19 protein-coding genes and 1 tRNA gene are annotated in these 16,508 nt (G+C 61.0%); 1 reads left to right on the forward strand and 19 read right to left on the reverse strand.

Going from position 1 to position 16,508, the window contains the following annotated elements:
- Positions 1–87: 87 nt before the first annotated feature.
- The 3 genes from rplO to CUV01_RS03655 all read right to left on the reverse strand — a co-directional run bounded on the left by rplO (position 88) and on the right by CUV01_RS03655 (position 2,951).
- Positions 88–558 (reverse strand): 50S ribosomal protein L15, encoded by a 471-nt coding sequence (gene rplO / locus CUV01_RS03645; protein WP_101459268.1) that lies wholly within the window; start codon positions 556–558, stop codon positions 88–90.
- Positions 559–1,153: 595 nt separating this feature from the next.
- A tRNA-Thr gene (locus CUV01_RS03650) sits at positions 1,154–1,229 on the reverse strand.
- 3 nt (positions 1,230–1,232) lie between these two features.
- Positions 1,233–2,951, reverse strand: coding sequence for an ABC transporter permease (locus CUV01_RS03655; RefSeq protein WP_101459269.1), 1,719 nt, complete (start codon positions 2,949–2,951; stop codon positions 1,233–1,235).
- A gap of 91 nt (positions 2,952–3,042) precedes the next feature.
- Here CUV01_RS03655 and CUV01_RS03660 point away from each other — a divergent pair, with 91 nt between their 5' ends.
- Positions 3,043–3,918 (forward strand): hypothetical protein, encoded by an 876-nt coding sequence (locus tag CUV01_RS03660; protein WP_101459270.1) that lies wholly within the window; start codon positions 3,043–3,045, stop codon positions 3,916–3,918.
- Positions 3,919–3,946: 28 nt separating this feature from the next.
- On the opposite strand, the gene CUV01_RS03665 is transcribed toward CUV01_RS03660, so the two are convergent.
- The 16 genes from CUV01_RS03665 to CUV01_RS20205 all read right to left on the reverse strand — a co-directional run bounded on the left by CUV01_RS03665 (position 3,947) and on the right by CUV01_RS20205 (position 16,319).
- A complete protein-coding gene (locus tag CUV01_RS03665) occupies positions 3,947–4,234 on the reverse strand; it encodes a hypothetical protein (protein WP_101459271.1) in 288 nt (95 codons plus the stop codon).
- 138 nt (positions 4,235–4,372) lie between these two features.
- On the reverse strand, positions 4,373–4,561 hold the full coding sequence (gene rpmD / locus CUV01_RS03670) for a 50S ribosomal protein L30 (protein ID WP_101459272.1): 189 nt from the start codon (positions 4,559–4,561) through the stop codon (positions 4,373–4,375).
- Positions 4,562–4,573: 12 nt separating this feature from the next.
- The gene (gene rpsE, locus CUV01_RS03675; protein ID WP_101459273.1) at positions 4,574–5,167 is read right to left on the reverse strand and encodes a 30S ribosomal protein S5; all 594 of its coding nucleotides are present in this window, start codon (positions 5,165–5,167) and stop codon (positions 4,574–4,576) included.
- Positions 5,168–5,303: 136 nt separating this feature from the next.
- A complete protein-coding gene (gene rplR / locus CUV01_RS03680) occupies positions 5,304–5,663 on the reverse strand; it encodes a 50S ribosomal protein L18 (protein WP_101459274.1) in 360 nt (119 codons plus the stop codon).
- A gap of 11 nt (positions 5,664–5,674) precedes the next feature.
- Positions 5,675–6,208, reverse strand: a complete 534-nt coding sequence (rplF, locus tag CUV01_RS03685; protein WP_101459275.1) for a 50S ribosomal protein L6 — start codon at positions 6,206–6,208, stop codon at positions 5,675–5,677.
- Positions 6,209–6,218: 10 nt separating this feature from the next.
- A complete protein-coding gene (gene rpsH, locus CUV01_RS03690; RefSeq protein ID WP_101459276.1) occupies positions 6,219–6,611 on the reverse strand; it encodes a 30S ribosomal protein S8 in 393 nt (130 codons plus the stop codon).
- 16 nt (positions 6,612–6,627) lie between these two features.
- Positions 6,628–6,933: a 30S ribosomal protein S14 gene (rpsN, locus tag CUV01_RS03695; RefSeq protein ID WP_101459277.1), complete on the reverse strand. Its 306-nt coding sequence runs from the start codon at positions 6,931–6,933 to the stop codon at positions 6,628–6,630.
- Between the two features lie 19 nt (positions 6,934–6,952).
- Positions 6,953–7,513 carry a 50S ribosomal protein L5 gene (gene rplE / locus CUV01_RS03700; protein WP_101459278.1) on the reverse strand — a complete coding sequence of 187 codons (561 nt, stop codon included), beginning with the start codon at positions 7,511–7,513 and terminating at the stop codon, positions 6,953–6,955.
- Positions 7,513–7,818 (reverse strand): 50S ribosomal protein L24, encoded by a 306-nt coding sequence (rplX, locus tag CUV01_RS03705; RefSeq protein ID WP_101459279.1) that lies wholly within the window; start codon positions 7,816–7,818, stop codon positions 7,513–7,515. The genes rplE and rplX overlap by 1 nt, the downstream gene beginning before the upstream one ends.
- On the reverse strand, positions 7,818–8,186 hold the full coding sequence (gene rplN, locus CUV01_RS03710) for a 50S ribosomal protein L14 (RefSeq protein ID WP_101459280.1): 369 nt from the start codon (positions 8,184–8,186) through the stop codon (positions 7,818–7,820). Before rplN ends, rplX begins: the two co-directional genes overlap by 1 nt.
- 68 nt (positions 8,187–8,254) lie before the next feature.
- Complete coding sequence (gene rpsQ / locus CUV01_RS03715; RefSeq protein WP_101459281.1) at positions 8,255–8,500, reverse strand: 30S ribosomal protein S17; 246 nt, start codon at positions 8,498–8,500, stop codon at positions 8,255–8,257.
- 14 nt (positions 8,501–8,514) lie between these two features.
- Positions 8,515–8,721, reverse strand: a complete 207-nt coding sequence (gene rpmC, locus CUV01_RS03720) for a 50S ribosomal protein L29 (protein ID WP_101461847.1) — start codon at positions 8,719–8,721, stop codon at positions 8,515–8,517.
- Between the two features lie 313 nt (positions 8,722–9,034).
- Positions 9,035–10,366: an HlyD family type I secretion periplasmic adaptor subunit gene (locus CUV01_RS03725; RefSeq protein WP_101459282.1), complete on the reverse strand. Its 1,332-nt coding sequence runs from the start codon at positions 10,364–10,366 to the stop codon at positions 9,035–9,037.
- Between the two features lie 4 nt (positions 10,367–10,370).
- Positions 10,371–12,320 carry a type I secretion system permease/ATPase gene (locus tag CUV01_RS03730; protein ID WP_232962487.1) on the reverse strand — a complete coding sequence of 650 codons (1,950 nt, stop codon included), beginning with the start codon at positions 12,318–12,320 and terminating at the stop codon, positions 10,371–10,373.
- Positions 12,317–14,335 carry a hypothetical protein gene (locus CUV01_RS03735; RefSeq protein WP_101459284.1) on the reverse strand — a complete coding sequence of 673 codons (2,019 nt, stop codon included), beginning with the start codon at positions 14,333–14,335 and terminating at the stop codon, positions 12,317–12,319. Before CUV01_RS03735 ends, CUV01_RS03730 begins: the two co-directional genes overlap by 4 nt.
- 115 nt (positions 14,336–14,450) lie before the next feature.
- Positions 14,451–16,319, reverse strand: a complete 1,869-nt coding sequence (locus CUV01_RS20205; RefSeq protein ID WP_277869386.1) for a hypothetical protein — start codon at positions 16,317–16,319, stop codon at positions 14,451–14,453.
- Between the last annotated feature and the right edge of the window lie 189 nt (positions 16,320–16,508).

The raw sequence follows: 16,508 nt of genomic DNA on the forward strand, positions 1-16,508 counted from the left end.
ACAGCGCCGCCGAACCGTTTCCCGGTCGGCGGCGCCATGGAAAACCCAAGCTGTTATCTATGAGGCGCAGGCGCGCCCTTCAACAGCTTATTCGGCAGCCGCGGCCGGCAGGGTCACTTTGCCGCCAGCTTTCTCAACCGCTTCGACCGCAGTTTTCGACGCGCCGGCAACGGTGATGTTCAGTTTTGCCTTCAATTCGCCCTTTGCGAGCAGACGGATACCGTCCAGCTTGCGACGAACCAGACCCGATGCGACCAGCGCATCCTCGGTCACGTCAGCCTTGCCGTCCAGCTTGCCCGCATCGATGAACGTCTGGATCTGACCCAGGTTCACAACGGCGAATTTCTTGGCATTGGGTGCGGTAAAGCCGCGCTTGGGCAGGCGGCGGTACAGCGGCATCTGGCCGCCTTCATACCCGTTCAGCGCAACGCCCGAACGCGATTTCTGACCCTTGATACCACGGCCAGCCATCTTGCCCTTGCCAGAGCCGGGACCACGTGCAACCCGTTTTTTCTTTTGGTTCGCGCCATCGTTGTCGCGAATTTCATGCAGTTTCATATCGCTTCTCCTTTGCCGGACGCGCCCCCGAAGCGAAGATAGAGCGGACACGGCGTTTCTTGGTTGTTGAGTCGTCTGCCCAAAAAGGGCACCGGCGGTCCCTAGCGAAAGGGCGATTGACGGTCAAGGGGCAACGGGGACCAGAGAAAGTGCCGATTGCACTATGTTTGCCGTATTGGAGTGCCAAATTTCCTGATAAAACAGCTGCCCTATACAGGAATGCGACCAGAGGTTTTACGATTATCGCACGATAGTTTTACATCTGGGTAACGCTTGACCCCAGCCAGATACGCCCCCTTGTCAGATTTTGCATATCAGACCAGGTCTTCGCGGCGGTATGCATTTCGGTGAAAAATCGGTTTGTCCTGCCAGGCTGAACCGCAGATGCCCGATACCCGCCAGAACTGCTGGGGCTGCGCCGCACCGTCGCGAGCCCGCTTTCGCCCGCCAGACGATGGCTCGTTCCCTCGATCCGACAGCCGCATTCTCTGCCTGTGCAGACGGCAACAACGCACTGCAAGCGGCGATCTGACAGCCAAATACGGAAACATGGCTTGAAAAGCCGCAAGCTATGCCGCGCGCCACAGAGGGGTAATGGTGCCGGTTGCAGGAATCGAACCCGCGACCTTCTGATTACAAATCAGCTGCTCTACCTGCTGAGCTAAACCGGCCCATCATTGCGCCATCGGCGCCGACCCAGACCCGATAGCGCGAGACGGCGCCTTGCGCAAGCCAAGGTTCGCACGTGCCAGCAAGGCAACGGCCACAAGCCCGACTGCCATGACCAGCAGTGCCGCCGGCGCGGCATTGCCCAGATCCTCGAGGCTGGCCTTTTCGTGGACCCGTGTGGCCAGCGTCTCGTAGTTGAACGGTCGCAACAGCAGGGTCGCCGGCAACTCCTTGGTGCAATCGACAAAGACCAGCAGCAATGCCGACCCGATTGAGCCGCGCATCAGGGGCAACATGACATCACGCAGCACGCCGCCCGAATCGCGTCCAAGGGACCGGCCCGCCATCGGCAGAGAGGGAGAGATGCGCGTGAACGCACCGTCCACAGCGCCCTGCGCGATGGCAAAGAAGCGCACGATATAGGCCAGCACAATGGCAAACCCGGTACCCGTCATCAGCAGGCCCGGATCGGTGCCGGTCAGCGCCAGCCAGCCATCCGCCACCCGGTGATCCAGGGCCGCCAGCGGGATCAGGATGCCGACCGCCAGCACCGCGCCCGGCGCGGCATAGCCGATGGTGGTCACCGGCAGCAGCATCCTTGGCAGGCGCCGGTTCGACAGCCTGACGCCGTAAACCATGATCAGCGCCAGCCCGACGCACAGCACGGCCGCAAGCGAGCCGAGCGACAGCGTGTGCAACAGCGCCTGCCCCAACCCCGGCGTCACCCAGCCTTGCGGATAGGAAAGGGCATAGCTGCCGATCACCGCCACCGGCAGCACAAAGCCCAGCCCAAAGGGGATCGCGCAGGCAGCAAAGGCCAGCCAGCCGGACAGGCCGGTCAGACGCTGGCGAATGACCGGGCGTTGCTGACGCGCGCTTTGGTGATAGCGGGCCTTGTTGCGACTGACACGTTCCCACACTGCCAAGAGCGCGATGACCGCGAGGATGACACAGGCGATCTGTGCTGCGCCGCCTGCATTTCGCGCCTCAAGCCAGGTGGTGAAGATGCCGGTGTTCAGCGTCTGCACCCCGAAATAGCTGACGACCCCATAATCGGCCACGCTTTCCATCATCGCAATCGCCGAACCTGCAACGATGGCGGGCCGCGCCAGTGGCAGGCCGACGCGGCGAAACAGCTTCCACGGTCCGCTGCCTAGCGCGCGCGCCACCTCGTATGCACTGGCCGACTGCTCGTGCAGCGCTGCACGTGTCAGCAGGTAGACATAGGGATAGAGCGCCGCTGACAGCACCAGCACCGCCGCCCAACGCGACCGGATCGAAGGGAACCAATAGTCGCGTGCCGAGGTCCAGCCAAAGGTCTCGCGCAGGGCGATCTGGACGGGCCCGGAATAATCCAGGAAATCGGCCAGCGCATAGGCACCGATATAAGCCGGCACGGCCAGCGGCAGCAACAACAGCCATTCCAGACCGCGCCGCCCCGGAAAATCAAAGATCGACACCAGCCATGCAGCCCCGGTGCCCATTGCGGCCGACAGAATGCCCGTGCCAAGCGCCAGGATCAGCGTGTTGGCCGCATAGCGCGGCAAGGTCGTGGACAGCAGGTGCGGCCAGATATTCTCACTGGGTGAAAAGGCCATCCACACCACCGCCAGCACCGGCATCAGCACCAGCGCAGCAATCAGCAGCGCGGCAAGCGACCAGCCCCAGCCAGAGCCCTGACGCAAGGTCTCGGTACCGGAGGGCGATCTGCGCTTGTCATTCATCCGCGCCCGATACCGCAAAGCGGTTCCCCTGTCCATAAATGGTGGCTAAGGTGCGCCGAACGTCGGAAAAAAACGAGCAGGCCACAAGAGTATGCAGATCGTCTATCACATGCGAGTGCATGGCACCGATGATGACCGAATGGTCAAGACACTGCTGAACAATCGCGACTGGATGCATGCCAATCACACAGAGGTGCTGACGCCAAACAGGTTGCGCGGGGTCTTTGACGAGGCACTGACGGCCTTGCAGGGCGGCAGCGCAACGCCTGAAATGGAACAGATCATGCTGGACGCGATCCTGTCCAGCGACGACCCAGAGCGGGTGCTGTGTTCCATGCCGGGGTTTCTGGGCGCGATGTCCAAGGCGGTCACGCCGCAGGGTCTCTATCCGGGCATTGCAAATCGCATGGCCGCGATGGCCAATCTGTTTCCCAGTTCGGAAACCGAGTTCTTTCTGGCGCTGAAAAACCCGGTGACGCTGCTACAATCGCTGATGATGCTGTCCCCGGCCCGCAATTTCGAGTTGATGGTGCAGGATGTCGAACTGTCCAAGCTGCGTTGGGCACCAACGATCCAGAGGATCGTCAACAGCCTGCAGGGACGGCGCCTGGTGCTGTGGCGGCATGAAGATTCGCCGCTGATCTGGCCTGAAATCATCCGCCTGATCGCACAGATGCCTACCGATGCGGCGCTGAAGGACGGTCTTGGCTTTGTCTATGAACTGCTCAGCCCCGAGGGCAGTGCCCGTCTGGAAAAATCGCTGGCCGGGCGCGATCAACTGACCATCGCCGCGCGGCGCGATATCTGTATCGAGCATCTTGCCGCCCATGCAATGCCCGCCAAGATCAACGAAGAGGTCTCTTTACCCGGCTGGACGCAGGAAATGGTGGACGAGATCACGCAACAATATCACGCAGACACCGCAGAGATTGCGGTGCTGCCCGGCGTCGAATTCGTGATGCCCTGATCCGTCTGCAGGCAGACCTCTGGAATGCCTAGCAACGACCGCTAAAGCTGAAGCCGCCCTGTGCGGGGGCCACCGTGATGGTTGCTGGCTTTCTGCCTGAACATTCAAGACTGGCGACCTGCGTCGCAATTTCCGCCTCGGTCCAGGCCGAACCGGCGCGACCCTGAAAGGCACCGCCTGCCAAGGTGTCCACCTGCATCTCATTGGCGGCGACCCGGATCGTTGACGCCGTGGCTGGGGTATTGCCGCTGCTGGTGGGGGCATCGCAGGCTGCGAGGGCCAGTGTCATACCAAGAATGCTGATTGCCGCTTTCATATCGTCTTTTCCTTCTGGCCCAATGTCAGTCGAGGTTCCATTCGGACGCGGCAAAGGTCAAGCCCAAGAGCACCGGAATACGAAAACGCCCCGCGAATAGCGGGGCGTCTGGTCGTTTAACGAGGTTGGCCCGAGGGCTCAGCCTTTTTCTTCGATGATGACGGCCAGATGCGGGATCTTGGCGACCATGCCGCGGACCGCCGGGGTATCTTCCAGCTCGCGCGTGCGGTTCATCTTGTTCAGGCCCAGACCTTTCAGCGTTGCGCGCTGAATGGCGGGGCGGCGGATCGGCGAGCCGATCTGCTTGACGACGATGGTTTTTGCCATGGTTCGCTCTCCTTACGCCTGAGCCGAGGTGACGGTCGCGTCGGTGCCGGCAACGGCCTCGGGTGCTTTGTCGTTCGAACCCAGGATGTCGGCCACTTTCTTGCCGCGACGCTGCGCGACCGAACGGGGGCTGGCTTCTTTTTTCAGACCGTCCAGCGTGGCGCGGATCATGTTATAGGGGTTCTGCGAACCTTGCGACTTTGCCACAACGTCCTGAACGCCCAGCATTTCGAACACGGCACGCATCGGACCACCTGCAATGATACCGGTACCCGGAACGGCGGTGCGCATTATCACCTTGCCGGCGCCGTGACGGCCCTCGACGTCGTGATGCAGCGTGCGGCCATCGCGCAGCGGCACGCGGACCATGTTGCGCTTGGCTTGTTCGGTTGCCTTGCGGATCGCCTCGGGAACCTCTTTGGCCTTACCTTTGCCAAAGCCGACGCGGCCACGCTGGTCGCCAACAACCACAAGTGCGGCGAAGCCAAAGCGCTTACCACCCTTGACGGTTTTCGACACGCGGTTGATCGCAACCAAGCGATCGGCGAATTCCGGGGTTTCATCGCGCTGGTCGCGACGGCCCCGACGATTATCACGTTCTGTCATAAGGCATTCCTTTCAAGGTGGCGCGCTGGCGGCGCCGTTTTAGTCAATCCAGGTGGGCTGACGACCTGACAAACAGGCCCTGCCCCCGGATCATCGGGACGGCGCGCCCGTTTTCAGGACACGCCATCCTCAAAGATCAGAACTTCAGACCACCCTCGCGGGCGGCATCTGCCAAAGCCTTGACCTTGCCGTGGAACAGGAACCCACCGCGGTCGAAGTAAACCTCTTCCACGCCGGCTTTCTTGGCCCGCTCGGCAATCGCCGCGCCAATTTTGGCGGCAGCTTCGACATTGTTGTGACCCACCAGACCCAAGTCTTTCTCCAGGGTGCTGGCCGAAGCCAGCGTCACACCCTGAACGTCGTCGATCAGCTGAACGCTGATATTCTTGGACGAGCGGTGAACCGACAGACGCGGGCGGCCATTGGCCTCGGCCCGCAATTTGTTCCGGACGCGCATGCGGCGCTTCTGGAACAGCTGTTGCTTTTTCAGTGCCATCTGTTGCGTCCTTACTTCTTCTTGCCTTCTTTGCGGAAGACATACTCGCCCTTGTAGCGAATGCCTTTGCCCTTATAGGGCTCGGGCTGACGCCACTCGCGAATATTCGCTGCGACCTGACCAACAAGCTGCTGGTCGATGCCTTCCACAACGATTTCGGTCTGCTTCGGCGCGGTGATCGTCACGCCATCCGGCGTTTCAAAGTTCACCTCGTGGCTATAACCCAGCGACAGTTTCAGGGTCTTGCCCTGCATCGCGGCGCGGTAACCCACGCCCTGGATTTCCAGCTCTTTCTTGAAGCCTTCCGACACGCCCGTCGCCAGGTTCGACACCATGCTGCGGGTCAGTCCCCACTGCTGGCGCGCACGCTTGCTAAGACCGCGCGGCTTGACCGCAACCGAGCCATCTTCCAGCACCAGATCGACATCGTCGGTCGCGGTGAAGGAACGAGTGCCCTTCGGACCTTTGACCTCAATGGTCTGGCCCTTGATTTCAGCCGTCACGCCCTTGGGCAGTTCGACCGGCTTTTTACCAATACGAGACATCCTGCCCTCCTTAGAATACGGTGCAGAGGACTTCGCCGCCAACATTGGCGTTGCGAGCCGCTGCATCCGACATCACGCCTTTCGGCGTCGAGACGATGGAGACGCCCAGACCCTGACGGACCTGAGGAATTTCCGTGGCGCCGGCGTAAACGCGGCGGCCCGGCTTGGACACGCGCGACAATTCGCGAATGACCGGCGTGCCTTCATAGTATTTCAGGCTGATTTCCAGCTCTTTATGGCCGGCATCGGTGGTCACTTCTTCATAACCGCGGATGTAGCCTTCGGATTGCAGCACATCCAGGACCCAGGCGCGCAGCTTGGAGGCGGGGGTGCGGACGGTCGATTTGCCGCGCATCTGCGAGTTGCGGATGCGGGTCAGCATATCGCCGAGAGGATCGTTCATCATAACTTGTGCCCCCTTACCAGCTGGACTTGACCATGCCGGGGATTTTGCCGTTCGAGCCAAGCTCGCGCAGCATGATCCGCGACAGTTTCAATTTGCGATAATACGCGTGCGGACGACCGGTCAGTTGGCACCGGTTGTGCAGGCGCGTTGCCGACGAGTTGCGCGGCAGTTCGGCCAGCTTCAGCGAAGCCTTGAACCGCTCTTCCATCGGCAGGTCCTGGTTGTGGACAATTTCGTTGAGTTCGGCGCGTTTGGCGGCGTATTTCTTGACAAGACGCTCGCGCTTTTTCTCGCGCTCGACCATGGATTTCTTAGCCATATCTTCTTTCCCTCCGCGATCAGCTGTTGAACGGCATGTTGAACAGTTTCAACAGCGACTTCGCTTCCGCGTCGGTCTTCGCGGTGGTGCAGATGATGATGTCCATCCCCAGAACTTCGTCGACCTTGTCGAAGTTGATTTCCGGGAACACGATTTGCTCTTTCAGGCCCATGGCATAGTTGCCGCGGCCGTCGAAAGAGGTGCCCTTGACGCCGCGAAAGTCGCGGACGCGAGGCAGCGCGATGTTGATCAGGCGATCGAGGAATTCGTACATCCGGTCGCCGCGCAGGGTCACTTTCGCACCCAGGGGCATTTCCTCGCGAACGCGGAAACCGGCGATCGAGTTCTTCGCCTTGGTGATGACAGCCTTCTGGCCAGCGATCAGCGACAGTTCTTCTGCGCCCTGCTTGACCTTCTTGGTGTCCTTGACCGCTTCGCCGATGCCCATGTTCAGGACGATCTTGTCCAGACGCGGGATCTGCATGTCGTTCTTGTAGCCAAACTCTTCTTTCAAAGCGGCTTTGATCGACTCGCGGAACTGCACCTTCAGGCGCGGCGTGTATTTTGCATCGTCCAGCATCAGATCACGTCTCCCGTGGTCTTGGCGAAACGGACCTTGTTGCCGTCTTCCACGCGGAAGCCGACGCGGGTCGCTTTGCCGTTCTTGTCCAGCAGCGCCAGGTTCGAAAGGTCAATCGGCACAGCCATCGGCACACGGCCGCCCTGGCTGCCCTGGGTCTGACGACGGTGACGGATGGCGATGTTCACGCCATCAACCACGGCCTTGTTCTCTTTCGGGAACATGGCAGTGATTTCGCCTTCCTTGCCCTTGTCCTTACCGGCCAGCACGACGACCTTGTCGCCTTTTTTCAGCTTGGCAGCCATTACAGCACCTCCGGAGCGAGCGAGATGATCTTCATGAAGTTCTTGGCGCGCAATTCGCGGACGACCGGGCCGAAGATACGCGTGCCGACCGGCTCACCCTGGTTGTTCAGGATGACGGCAGCATTGCGGTCAAAGCGGATCGATGTCCCGTCTTCGCGGGTCACTTCTTTTGCGGTGCGCACGACGACGGCTTTACGCACGTCGCCTTTTTTGACGCGGCCGCGCGGGATGGCTTCCTTGACGGAAACGACAATAATGTCGCCCACCGACGCATAGCGACGGTGCGAGCCACCCAGAACCTTGATGCACTGAACTCGGCGAGCGCCGGAGTTGTCAGCGACATCCAGATTGGATTGCATCTGGATCATTTGGTTTCTCCCGACCTTTGGGGACCGTTACCAGCGGCCCCAGGGTTTCGATTATGTTCTGGAACGGATCAGGCGGAAGCCTGCTCCTCCGTCAGGACGGTCCAGCGTTTGGTCTTCGAGACCGGCGCACATTCGACGATGCGAACGGTATCACCGACCTTGAATTGGTTCTCAGCGTCGTGCGCCCGATATTTCTTGGACGAACGAACGGTCTTGTGCAGCAGCGGATGCTTGAAGCGACGCTCGACCAGAACGGTAACAGTCTGCTCGTTCTTGTCCGAGGTCACGGTGCCTTGCAGGATGCGTTTGGGCATAGTCTCGTGTCCCCTTAGTTCGAGGCAGCCGCTTCAGCGGCTTTCTGGTTCAGAATGGTTTTCACCCGTGCGACGTCACGACGGACGGCACGCATGCGCGCGGTACCTTCCAGCTGGCCAGTGGCCTGCTGAAAGCGAAGGTTGAACGCTTCTTTCTTCAGCGCGACAAGCTGATCCTTCAGCTGGTCGGGCGTCTTGTCTTTCAATTCCTGCGCTTTCATTGCGCCTGTTCCTTTCAACATCACCGGAGAGCCCCGCTTGCAACGGGCCACCCTGATTCCGGTGGAGTTTCGTGATGAAGGCCGTCCCATACATGGCGGGTCGCTGCATGGCAACCCAAAAACCAGGGAATCTCGGGCCAGGCACCCGTCGCTTCGTCACGACAGTTGCCGCCTTGCCGGGACACCTGGTCATCCTGCGGTCGTTTTACAACAATCTGGATGTTTGTCACGCCAGCCGGCCCTGACCCGGGGGACAAGACCGGCTTGATCCAGCGCAGGGCCATCGCGGGGCAACGGCCACCGCGCAGGCTCGTCAGTTTTCGCGGAAGGCACGCGATAGGCTGTCCTCGACCGGCTTGATCAGATATTGCGCAAAGGTCCGCGCCTGGGTCTCGATCATCACTTCGGCGGGCATGCCGGGCGTTGGCCTGAAACTGTGAACGCGCTCCAATTCGGTGGGCGACAGGTCGATCCGCGCCAGATAGACGTCCTGCTCGATGCCGTCGGTCTCTGTCTTCAGCGCATCGGCCGAAACATAGACCAGACGCCCTTCCAGCACCGGCGTCGTGCGCTGGTTCAGCGATGACAGCCGCACGGCGGCGCGCTGTCCCACCTCGACAGAGTCGATATCGGTGCGCGCGATATGCGTCTCGATCACCAGCGGTGCGTCGACCGGCAGGATTTCCAGAATGGCCTTGCCCGCCTCGATCACACCGCCTGAGGTATGATAATACAGCCGCACGATGGTGCCTGCGACAGGCGAGGTGATTTCCGAACGCTTGAGGACGTCCTGCGCCTTCAAGGCCTGCTCGCGCACGCTGTCCAGTTCGGCCTCGATGCCCTGACTTTCGTCCAACGCGGTCTGCTGATGCTGGGTACGGGTCTGGTCGATCTGGTGTTCAGCCTTGCGCACCGCCTCCTGCGTTTCCGAGATCTGCGAGCGCAGGCGATCTGCCTCGCCCTCGGCATCGGCAATCGTGCGCGACAGCAGGTTTACATCGCTGCGGCGCACCAATCCGCGATCAAGTAATTGGCTGCGGGCATCGAAATCCTCTTGCAGCAGGGCCAGTTGCGTTGCGACCGCTTTCAACTGGCCTTCGAACCCCCGAATGCGCGACGCGCCGGCGATGATATTGCTTTCCAGCAGGATCACTTCGCCTTCCAGTTTGGTGCGCGCGGCGCGAAAGGCGGCAAGCTGTTCATCCATGATCGCCGCAAAGCTGGGATCGTCGCGCCGCGTTAGCAGAAACGCAGAAAAACTGGGTTTTTCGGCGCCCGAATATTCGGCGCGCAGCCGGGCGCTGATCGCCTCTAGCCGGGCGCGGCGCAGGTCCAGCTCTCGCTCATTCGCCAGCGCCGCCGTGCCATCCATACGGACCAGCACCTGTCCGGCACTGACCATGTCGCCTTCGTTGACCATGATTTCGTTGATGATACCGCCTTCCAGATGCTGGACGATCTTGTTGCGACCTGTGGCAACAAAGCTGCCCGGCGCCATGACGGCCGCCGCCAGAGGCGCGCGAAACGCCCAGGCACCAAAGCCGCCAAAGGAAACCACAAGCAGGATCAGACCAAAGATCAGATGCTTGCGCGCCGAGCGCGGCACTTTTGCATAAAGCCCATCGGGGTCACTGTTCACAATCATGTCGTTACTCCGCTGCGGGGGCTGGTGAGGTTTGCGGTTGCGGCACCGAGACCGGGTTCGGATTGCCGCCGCCCTGTTTGCGATTGGCCAATCTTTCCAGCATCTGATCGCGCGACCCAAAGGCCGCGATCTGCCCGTCGGCCAACAGCATGATGTTGTCGACATCCTGCAAAAGCGAATATTTCTGCGTGACAACGATCACCGTCATGCCGTCTTTCTTGGCCAGCGCCATCGCGCGCGACAGGGCCTGATCGCCTGCCGTGTCGAGGTTGGAATTCGGCTCGTCCAGCACCACAAGACGCGGGCCGCCGAAAAAGGCGCGTGCCAGCCCGATCCGCTGTTTCTGCCCGCCCGAAAGGGGCGACCCATCGGCGGCAACCCTGGTTTCATAGCCTTCGGGCAATTGCGCTATCATGTCATGGACATCTGCCAGAACGGCAGCCTGATAGATCTCTTCGTCCTGCGCATCGGGGCGCATTCGGGCGATATTGTCCTTGATCGTGCCGGGGAACAGCTGAACGTCCTGCGGCAGATAGCCGATGCACTGCCCCAATTGCCGCTGATCCCAGTTCCTGAGGTCCATCAGGTCCAGCCTGACGCTGCCCGAGGTCGGCAGGATCGACCCCACCAGCATCTTGCCGAGCGTCGTCTTGCCCGCCCCGGACTTGCCCACGATGGCCAGCGAAAAGCCGGGCCGCAGCGAGAAGGTGATCGAGTTCAGCACCACGCGCTTGGTCCCGTTTGGCACATATAGCAGCCGTTCGACGTCCAGCCGGCCCTCGGGATGCGGCAGTTGCAACCGCTGCTGGTTCAGCGGAGAGGCCTTCAGCAGCGCCGAAATCCGTCCATAGGCCGCACGCGACAGCAGGACGCTATTCCAGCCTTCTATGGCGCCTTCGATCGGCGCCAGCGCCCGGCCCGCAATGATCGACGCCGCGATGACCATGCCCCCGGTGATCTGTCCTTGCAGCGCCAGATAAGCGCCCCACCCCAGCAGTCCGACCTGCGTCAGCAGCCTTACAGCGCGCGATGAGGCAGCAAAGATGATGTTGCGGTCCTGCGCCTTGACCTGTGCCGACATCGAGCCTGCGGCTTCGCGGCCCCAGATGGTGACGGCCTCGGGGATCATCGCCAGCGCATTGATGATCTGCGAATTGCGCGACATCGAGTCCAGATGCAGGTTGGCCCGACTAAGATGGCGGTTCGCCTCGGCAAAGGGCGCGGCAGTGACCCGCTGGTTGATCAGTGCGATGACCAGCAGCAGCCCCGCCGTGGTCAGCACGATCATGCCCAGATGCGGATGAACCAGAAAGATCGCCAGGATGAAGAGCGGCGCGAAAGGCAGATCCAGAAAGGACAGCAGCGTACCGGATACCAGAAAACTGCGCACCTGCTGCAAGTCGCCGAGCGTCTGATATTCCTGCCCGTTGCTTTGCAGTGACGCCCGTGCCGCAGCTGCGAGGACAGGCGCACCCAAACGCGCCGACAAATCGACCGAGCTGCGCAGCAGCATCCCGCGCCGGATGGCATCGAACACCACCTGCAAGACCACTGCGCCCACGATAACCACGCTGAGCATGACCAGTGTATCAACCGACCGGCTTGTCAGGACACGGTCCGATATCTGGAACAGGTAAAGCGGGATCGCCAGCACCAGCAGATTGGTGACGCCGCTGAACAGCAACACGCCAACGATATTTGCCCAGAGGCGGCGCAGGCTGGCCGAAAGCGCGCCCCTGATATCGGGTTCCGAGACGCGCTTGTGAAAGCCGCCGGCGTCGCCATCCATCTTGCGATTGGCGCGCGGCAGGGGCGGAATGCTGCCTGCCTTTTGATCGATTGTGGGACCGGTTCCCATTGGCTTGGCCGTGGGTGCGTGGCTTGCCCCGTCCGGTTGGTCCACCCGCATTTCCGGCTCGAGACGCAACCGATCCTGAGTTCTGTCTTGGGTCATGAGAGCACTGTTTCCATTGCATCGGCGGAAACGGCAGCGTCCGACCCTATCGGGGTGAACTCTGCCTCGCCGGCATCCTCGTTAAGCATACCTTCGGCAAGGAACAGCACGGCCTCGCTGGCCAATTCTGCTGCGCCCGCCATCAGAGGGTCGTCGGTCGAAATCAACTCGGCCTGATGCAACAAGGCATCTGAATAGACCTCACCTCCGACATAGATCTCCGAATCCACACCGATTTCGGCAATTGTCGCCGAGTTGATCATCACGTTGGAACCAGAGACGATTTCGACCTCGGCCCCTTGGTCGGCCATCTCACCCAGAAACAGCTCGACCTGATCCGCATCGCCCAGCACGTTCTGCTGGCTGATCATGTTGACAGAGACCAGATCGCCCTGAATGTGCAAAACCCGCACGACATCAAGGTCCTGAAAGGCCGGGTCGTTCAACACCGATTCCGGCAGAATGACCTCTCCGTTCGCGGCGGTTTCCAGCACCTGAACATAGTCATCATCCGCCGCGTTGATGGAGGCGTCACCGACCTGAACAATTGACGAGTCGTTGACCATCAGATTGTCGCCCGAGCTTATCATCGCGCCGTCGCCGCCGCTGACCATGATCATGTCGTCATCCAGCATGACATTGGACTGGTGGATCGAGTTCAGGTTTATGATGTGGCCGTCAATGATGATCAGATCGTACTGGGTTCCCAACTCTGTCAGCGACACCTCGTTCAGGGCGCCGTTTTCCCCCATGATCATCATCGTCTGATCGGCCTGCAGCGTGGCCGAAATGATCTCGTTATCGGTTACGATATTATACTGTTCCACCCAGTTGACGCTGATCAGACTGCCCTGAACCGTTGCCGTCACCCAATATTGCGGCTGCTCGCCGTCGCCCTCGCGATCAGGCATCGGGTTCGAGTAGTGAGCATAGGTTGAATAGTTCAGCGCCAGCGTCGGATCGGCCGCATCCGCGGCTGCGATATCGCCGGCCAATTCGTCCGCGTCGCTCCAGGTGTTTGTCTGGCTGATGATCGTGTAGCTGTAGACATCGCCACCGACCGCCATCACCGGTGCGGCGATCCAGCCAGAGGTGATCGCCGTCTGGTTCACGAGGGTATTGTTTCCCAGGATCACATCCTGCTGACCGGCCTCGACCTCTCCACCGGCGACCGTCATTGCATCGGCTGTCTTGCCGGCGTTCAGTTGCTCTTCGGTCAGCGCCTCATCTTCATCCTCGGCCGGTTCGGGTTGTCGATATTTGGGCAACAGCGCGCCCACGTCGGGACGTTCGTCCACTGCTTCGCCGTTCAGATACTGGCCCTGCGCATCTTCGCCATGCCGGGTTGAGACCATCGCCGCATCGTCGATTGCCTCAGGCGCGGCGGCCGTGGCGAAGGCATCGACCATCTCGATAAAGGCGCCTTCATCGGCGGGCCGCGCGATATTCAGCGCAATGCCGAGCAGACCCGACTGATCGACCAGCCCATCCAGCTTGGCCAGGATCTTTTCCGAGGACACCAGATGACCGCTGTAGCTGTCGGGGTTGATCCGATCATCGTCGACCAGAATATTTTGCTGCACGATGACCACCGCAATCGAACCGGGTGGCGGCAATACCCAGTTGATGACCGGGGGCACATAAAACTCTGGCGGCTGATAGTGCAAAGGGGCCGGCGCAGTCGCGGCAGCCGGCAAAGGCACCGATGTCGACGGCACCTGCGTCGCCGAGGCAGGCAGGTCTGCAGCAATCTCGGTTTGAGGATATCCCGGCGCTTCCGCCAAGGCGTCCATGGGCGTGGCCGGCGGCACATATTTGATATTGGGGATAAAGCTGGCCGGTACAAAGGGATAGCCAGTGGCGATGTCCATCGGTTCGATGGGGCCGCTTTCGTCGTCTGATTGCTTGACCGAGATCCGATCGTATTCGGTGCGCAACCGACCGCGCTCTTCCACGATATGAAAGAGCCCGATGAAGTGCCAGATCGCCTCTTCCGCAGCTTGGATCTTAAACATGAAACCGCCTTCCAGAACACAACTTGTCCGGCGGGCGAGACCGAACGACCGATAGTCGAAGAAATGATCCTGCGCAGATCTGGTCTGCGCAGGATCCTGTCAGTGCAGGCTGTGATCAGCCAAGGTCGTCGTCGCCGACCACAGTAGAGCTGAGGTTGCCCCCGACCACGGTCATGTCGACCGTGTTGCCAAGCACGTTGGCACCCATCACGATGCTCTGGTTGAACGCCGTGGTGTCGATGGCTGCATCTGCCGAGGCATTCGAGTAGCCATTGACATAGCCATCATCGCCATTGCCGGTTCCCCAGCTTCCTGCATCGGCATAGCCACCGTCTCCGGTCATTACCTGGCCGCCGGCGCCACCATTACCGCTGTCGGTATTGATGCCGCTGCCACCATTCGCCATGCCGCCGGTTGACATGCCGGAACCTCCGGCTCCCCCCGTCGTGGCACCGGTCGCACCGCCGGTACCTGCGCCGCCAGCTCCGTCGCCAGCGCCGTCACCTGTGCCGTCGGCACTGCCGCCGGCTCCACCGGTTGCCATAACGGCACCCAAGCCCAGTCCTGCGGCATCGCCGCTGGTTGCGTCGCCAGCCGCAGCAGCCGCCGCACCAAGCGCAGCAGCCATGCCGGAACCGTCGCCGCCATTGCCGCCATCAGCACCAGCCGCGCCCGCACCGCCATCACCAGCCGTGCCGCCATTGCCGCTGTCATTGTTGACGCCAACACCGATCAGGCCCAGGCCAAGCGCGCCGGTCGGTCCTGCATCCGCATCACCGCCATTGCCGCCTGCGCCACCGGAACCGCCAGTGCCACCGTCACCGCCGCCGCCTGCACCCAGAGCACCGGCCAGTGCGCCCGCTCCGGCATCGCCGCCGGTTGCGTCACCGCTGACACCGGCGCCCAGGCCAGCTGCCAAGCCACCTGCGCCACCGCCATCGGCACTACCGCCGAGGCCCAGACCCAAGCCGACGCCCAAACCATGGCCGCCGTCACCGTTACCGGCATGCGCGTCAGCATCGCCGCCTTCGGCACCAAATGCATCGCTGCCTTCGGCATAAGCCTCGGCCCCGTCCGCATTGGCATCACCAGCACCACCATTGGCATCCGCGCCATTGCCACCATCGCCACCGTCATTGGCTGCGTTGATGCCATCGTCCGCAGTTGCCGGACCGGCATTGGCGTCACCGTTCTGGTTGAACGTACCGTCGTTCGAGACGGTCGGATCAGACAGCGTGTCCTGATCGTCCAGGTTAGAGGACTGACCGATCACAAAGCCATTGCTGCCATCGCCGTTCAGCGAGTTGTTCAGCACATCATCGATATTCATGTCATGAGTACCGATGCTGATATTGCCGTCGCGGTTGACCAGCAGGTCACCCATCGTCCCGGTGCTGTTGTCCAGATCGATATCGGCAAAGTCGTCATCCGACGGCTCCCAGCCACCCAGATCCAGACCCACGCTGACATTGGTCTCGACGTCGGTTTGGACATCGGTGGCGTTGTAGGCTTCGTTGACGGCCTCGTTATACGCTTCGTTGGTCGCGTCATTGGTGGCGTCATTCTCGGCCGTGTTCATCGCGTCGTTGATGGCGTCATTCGCCGCATCATTGGTCGCGGTGTTGTCGGCATCGTTGGACGCGCTGTTGTCGGCATCATTCGACGCCGCGTTGTCAGCGGCGTTGTCAGCGGCATTCTGGGCCGCATTTGCTGCCTCGTTGACTGCTGCATTCTGTGCCGAAGTGTCCGAACTGCTGCTGTTGGAATTGTCGTTGCTGTTGGAATTGTCATTGCTCTGGGACTGTTCTTGTCCCTGGCCCTGGCCCTGACCTTGTCCCTGACCCTGACCCTGACCCTGCAGGTTCAACTGGCCCTGGCCCTGGCCCTGCAAGTTCAGTTGCGCCTGATCCTGATCCTGCTCCTGGTCCTGATCCTGGCTGTCCATCGGAAACGCGAACATATTCATGTTACGGCTACCAGACATAGTGGTTACTCCCAAAAAAGGGGCAGAGTCGGCCAACATATTCACAAGCGCGACATTCCGCCCTGGTTATTGGTGGAGAGAAAGCAAACCGGTTCCGATCGCCGAGCTATTGCTCACCGTCACGACGGCACGACCGTCCGTGTCTTGCTGTTGATATCTTTTGGCACCCGCCACCACGGGTGACAAAAG

This window comes from Paracoccus tegillarcae, from assembly GCF_002847305.1.
Lineage (GTDB): Bacteria > Pseudomonadota > Alphaproteobacteria > Rhodobacterales > Rhodobacteraceae > Paracoccus > Paracoccus tegillarcae.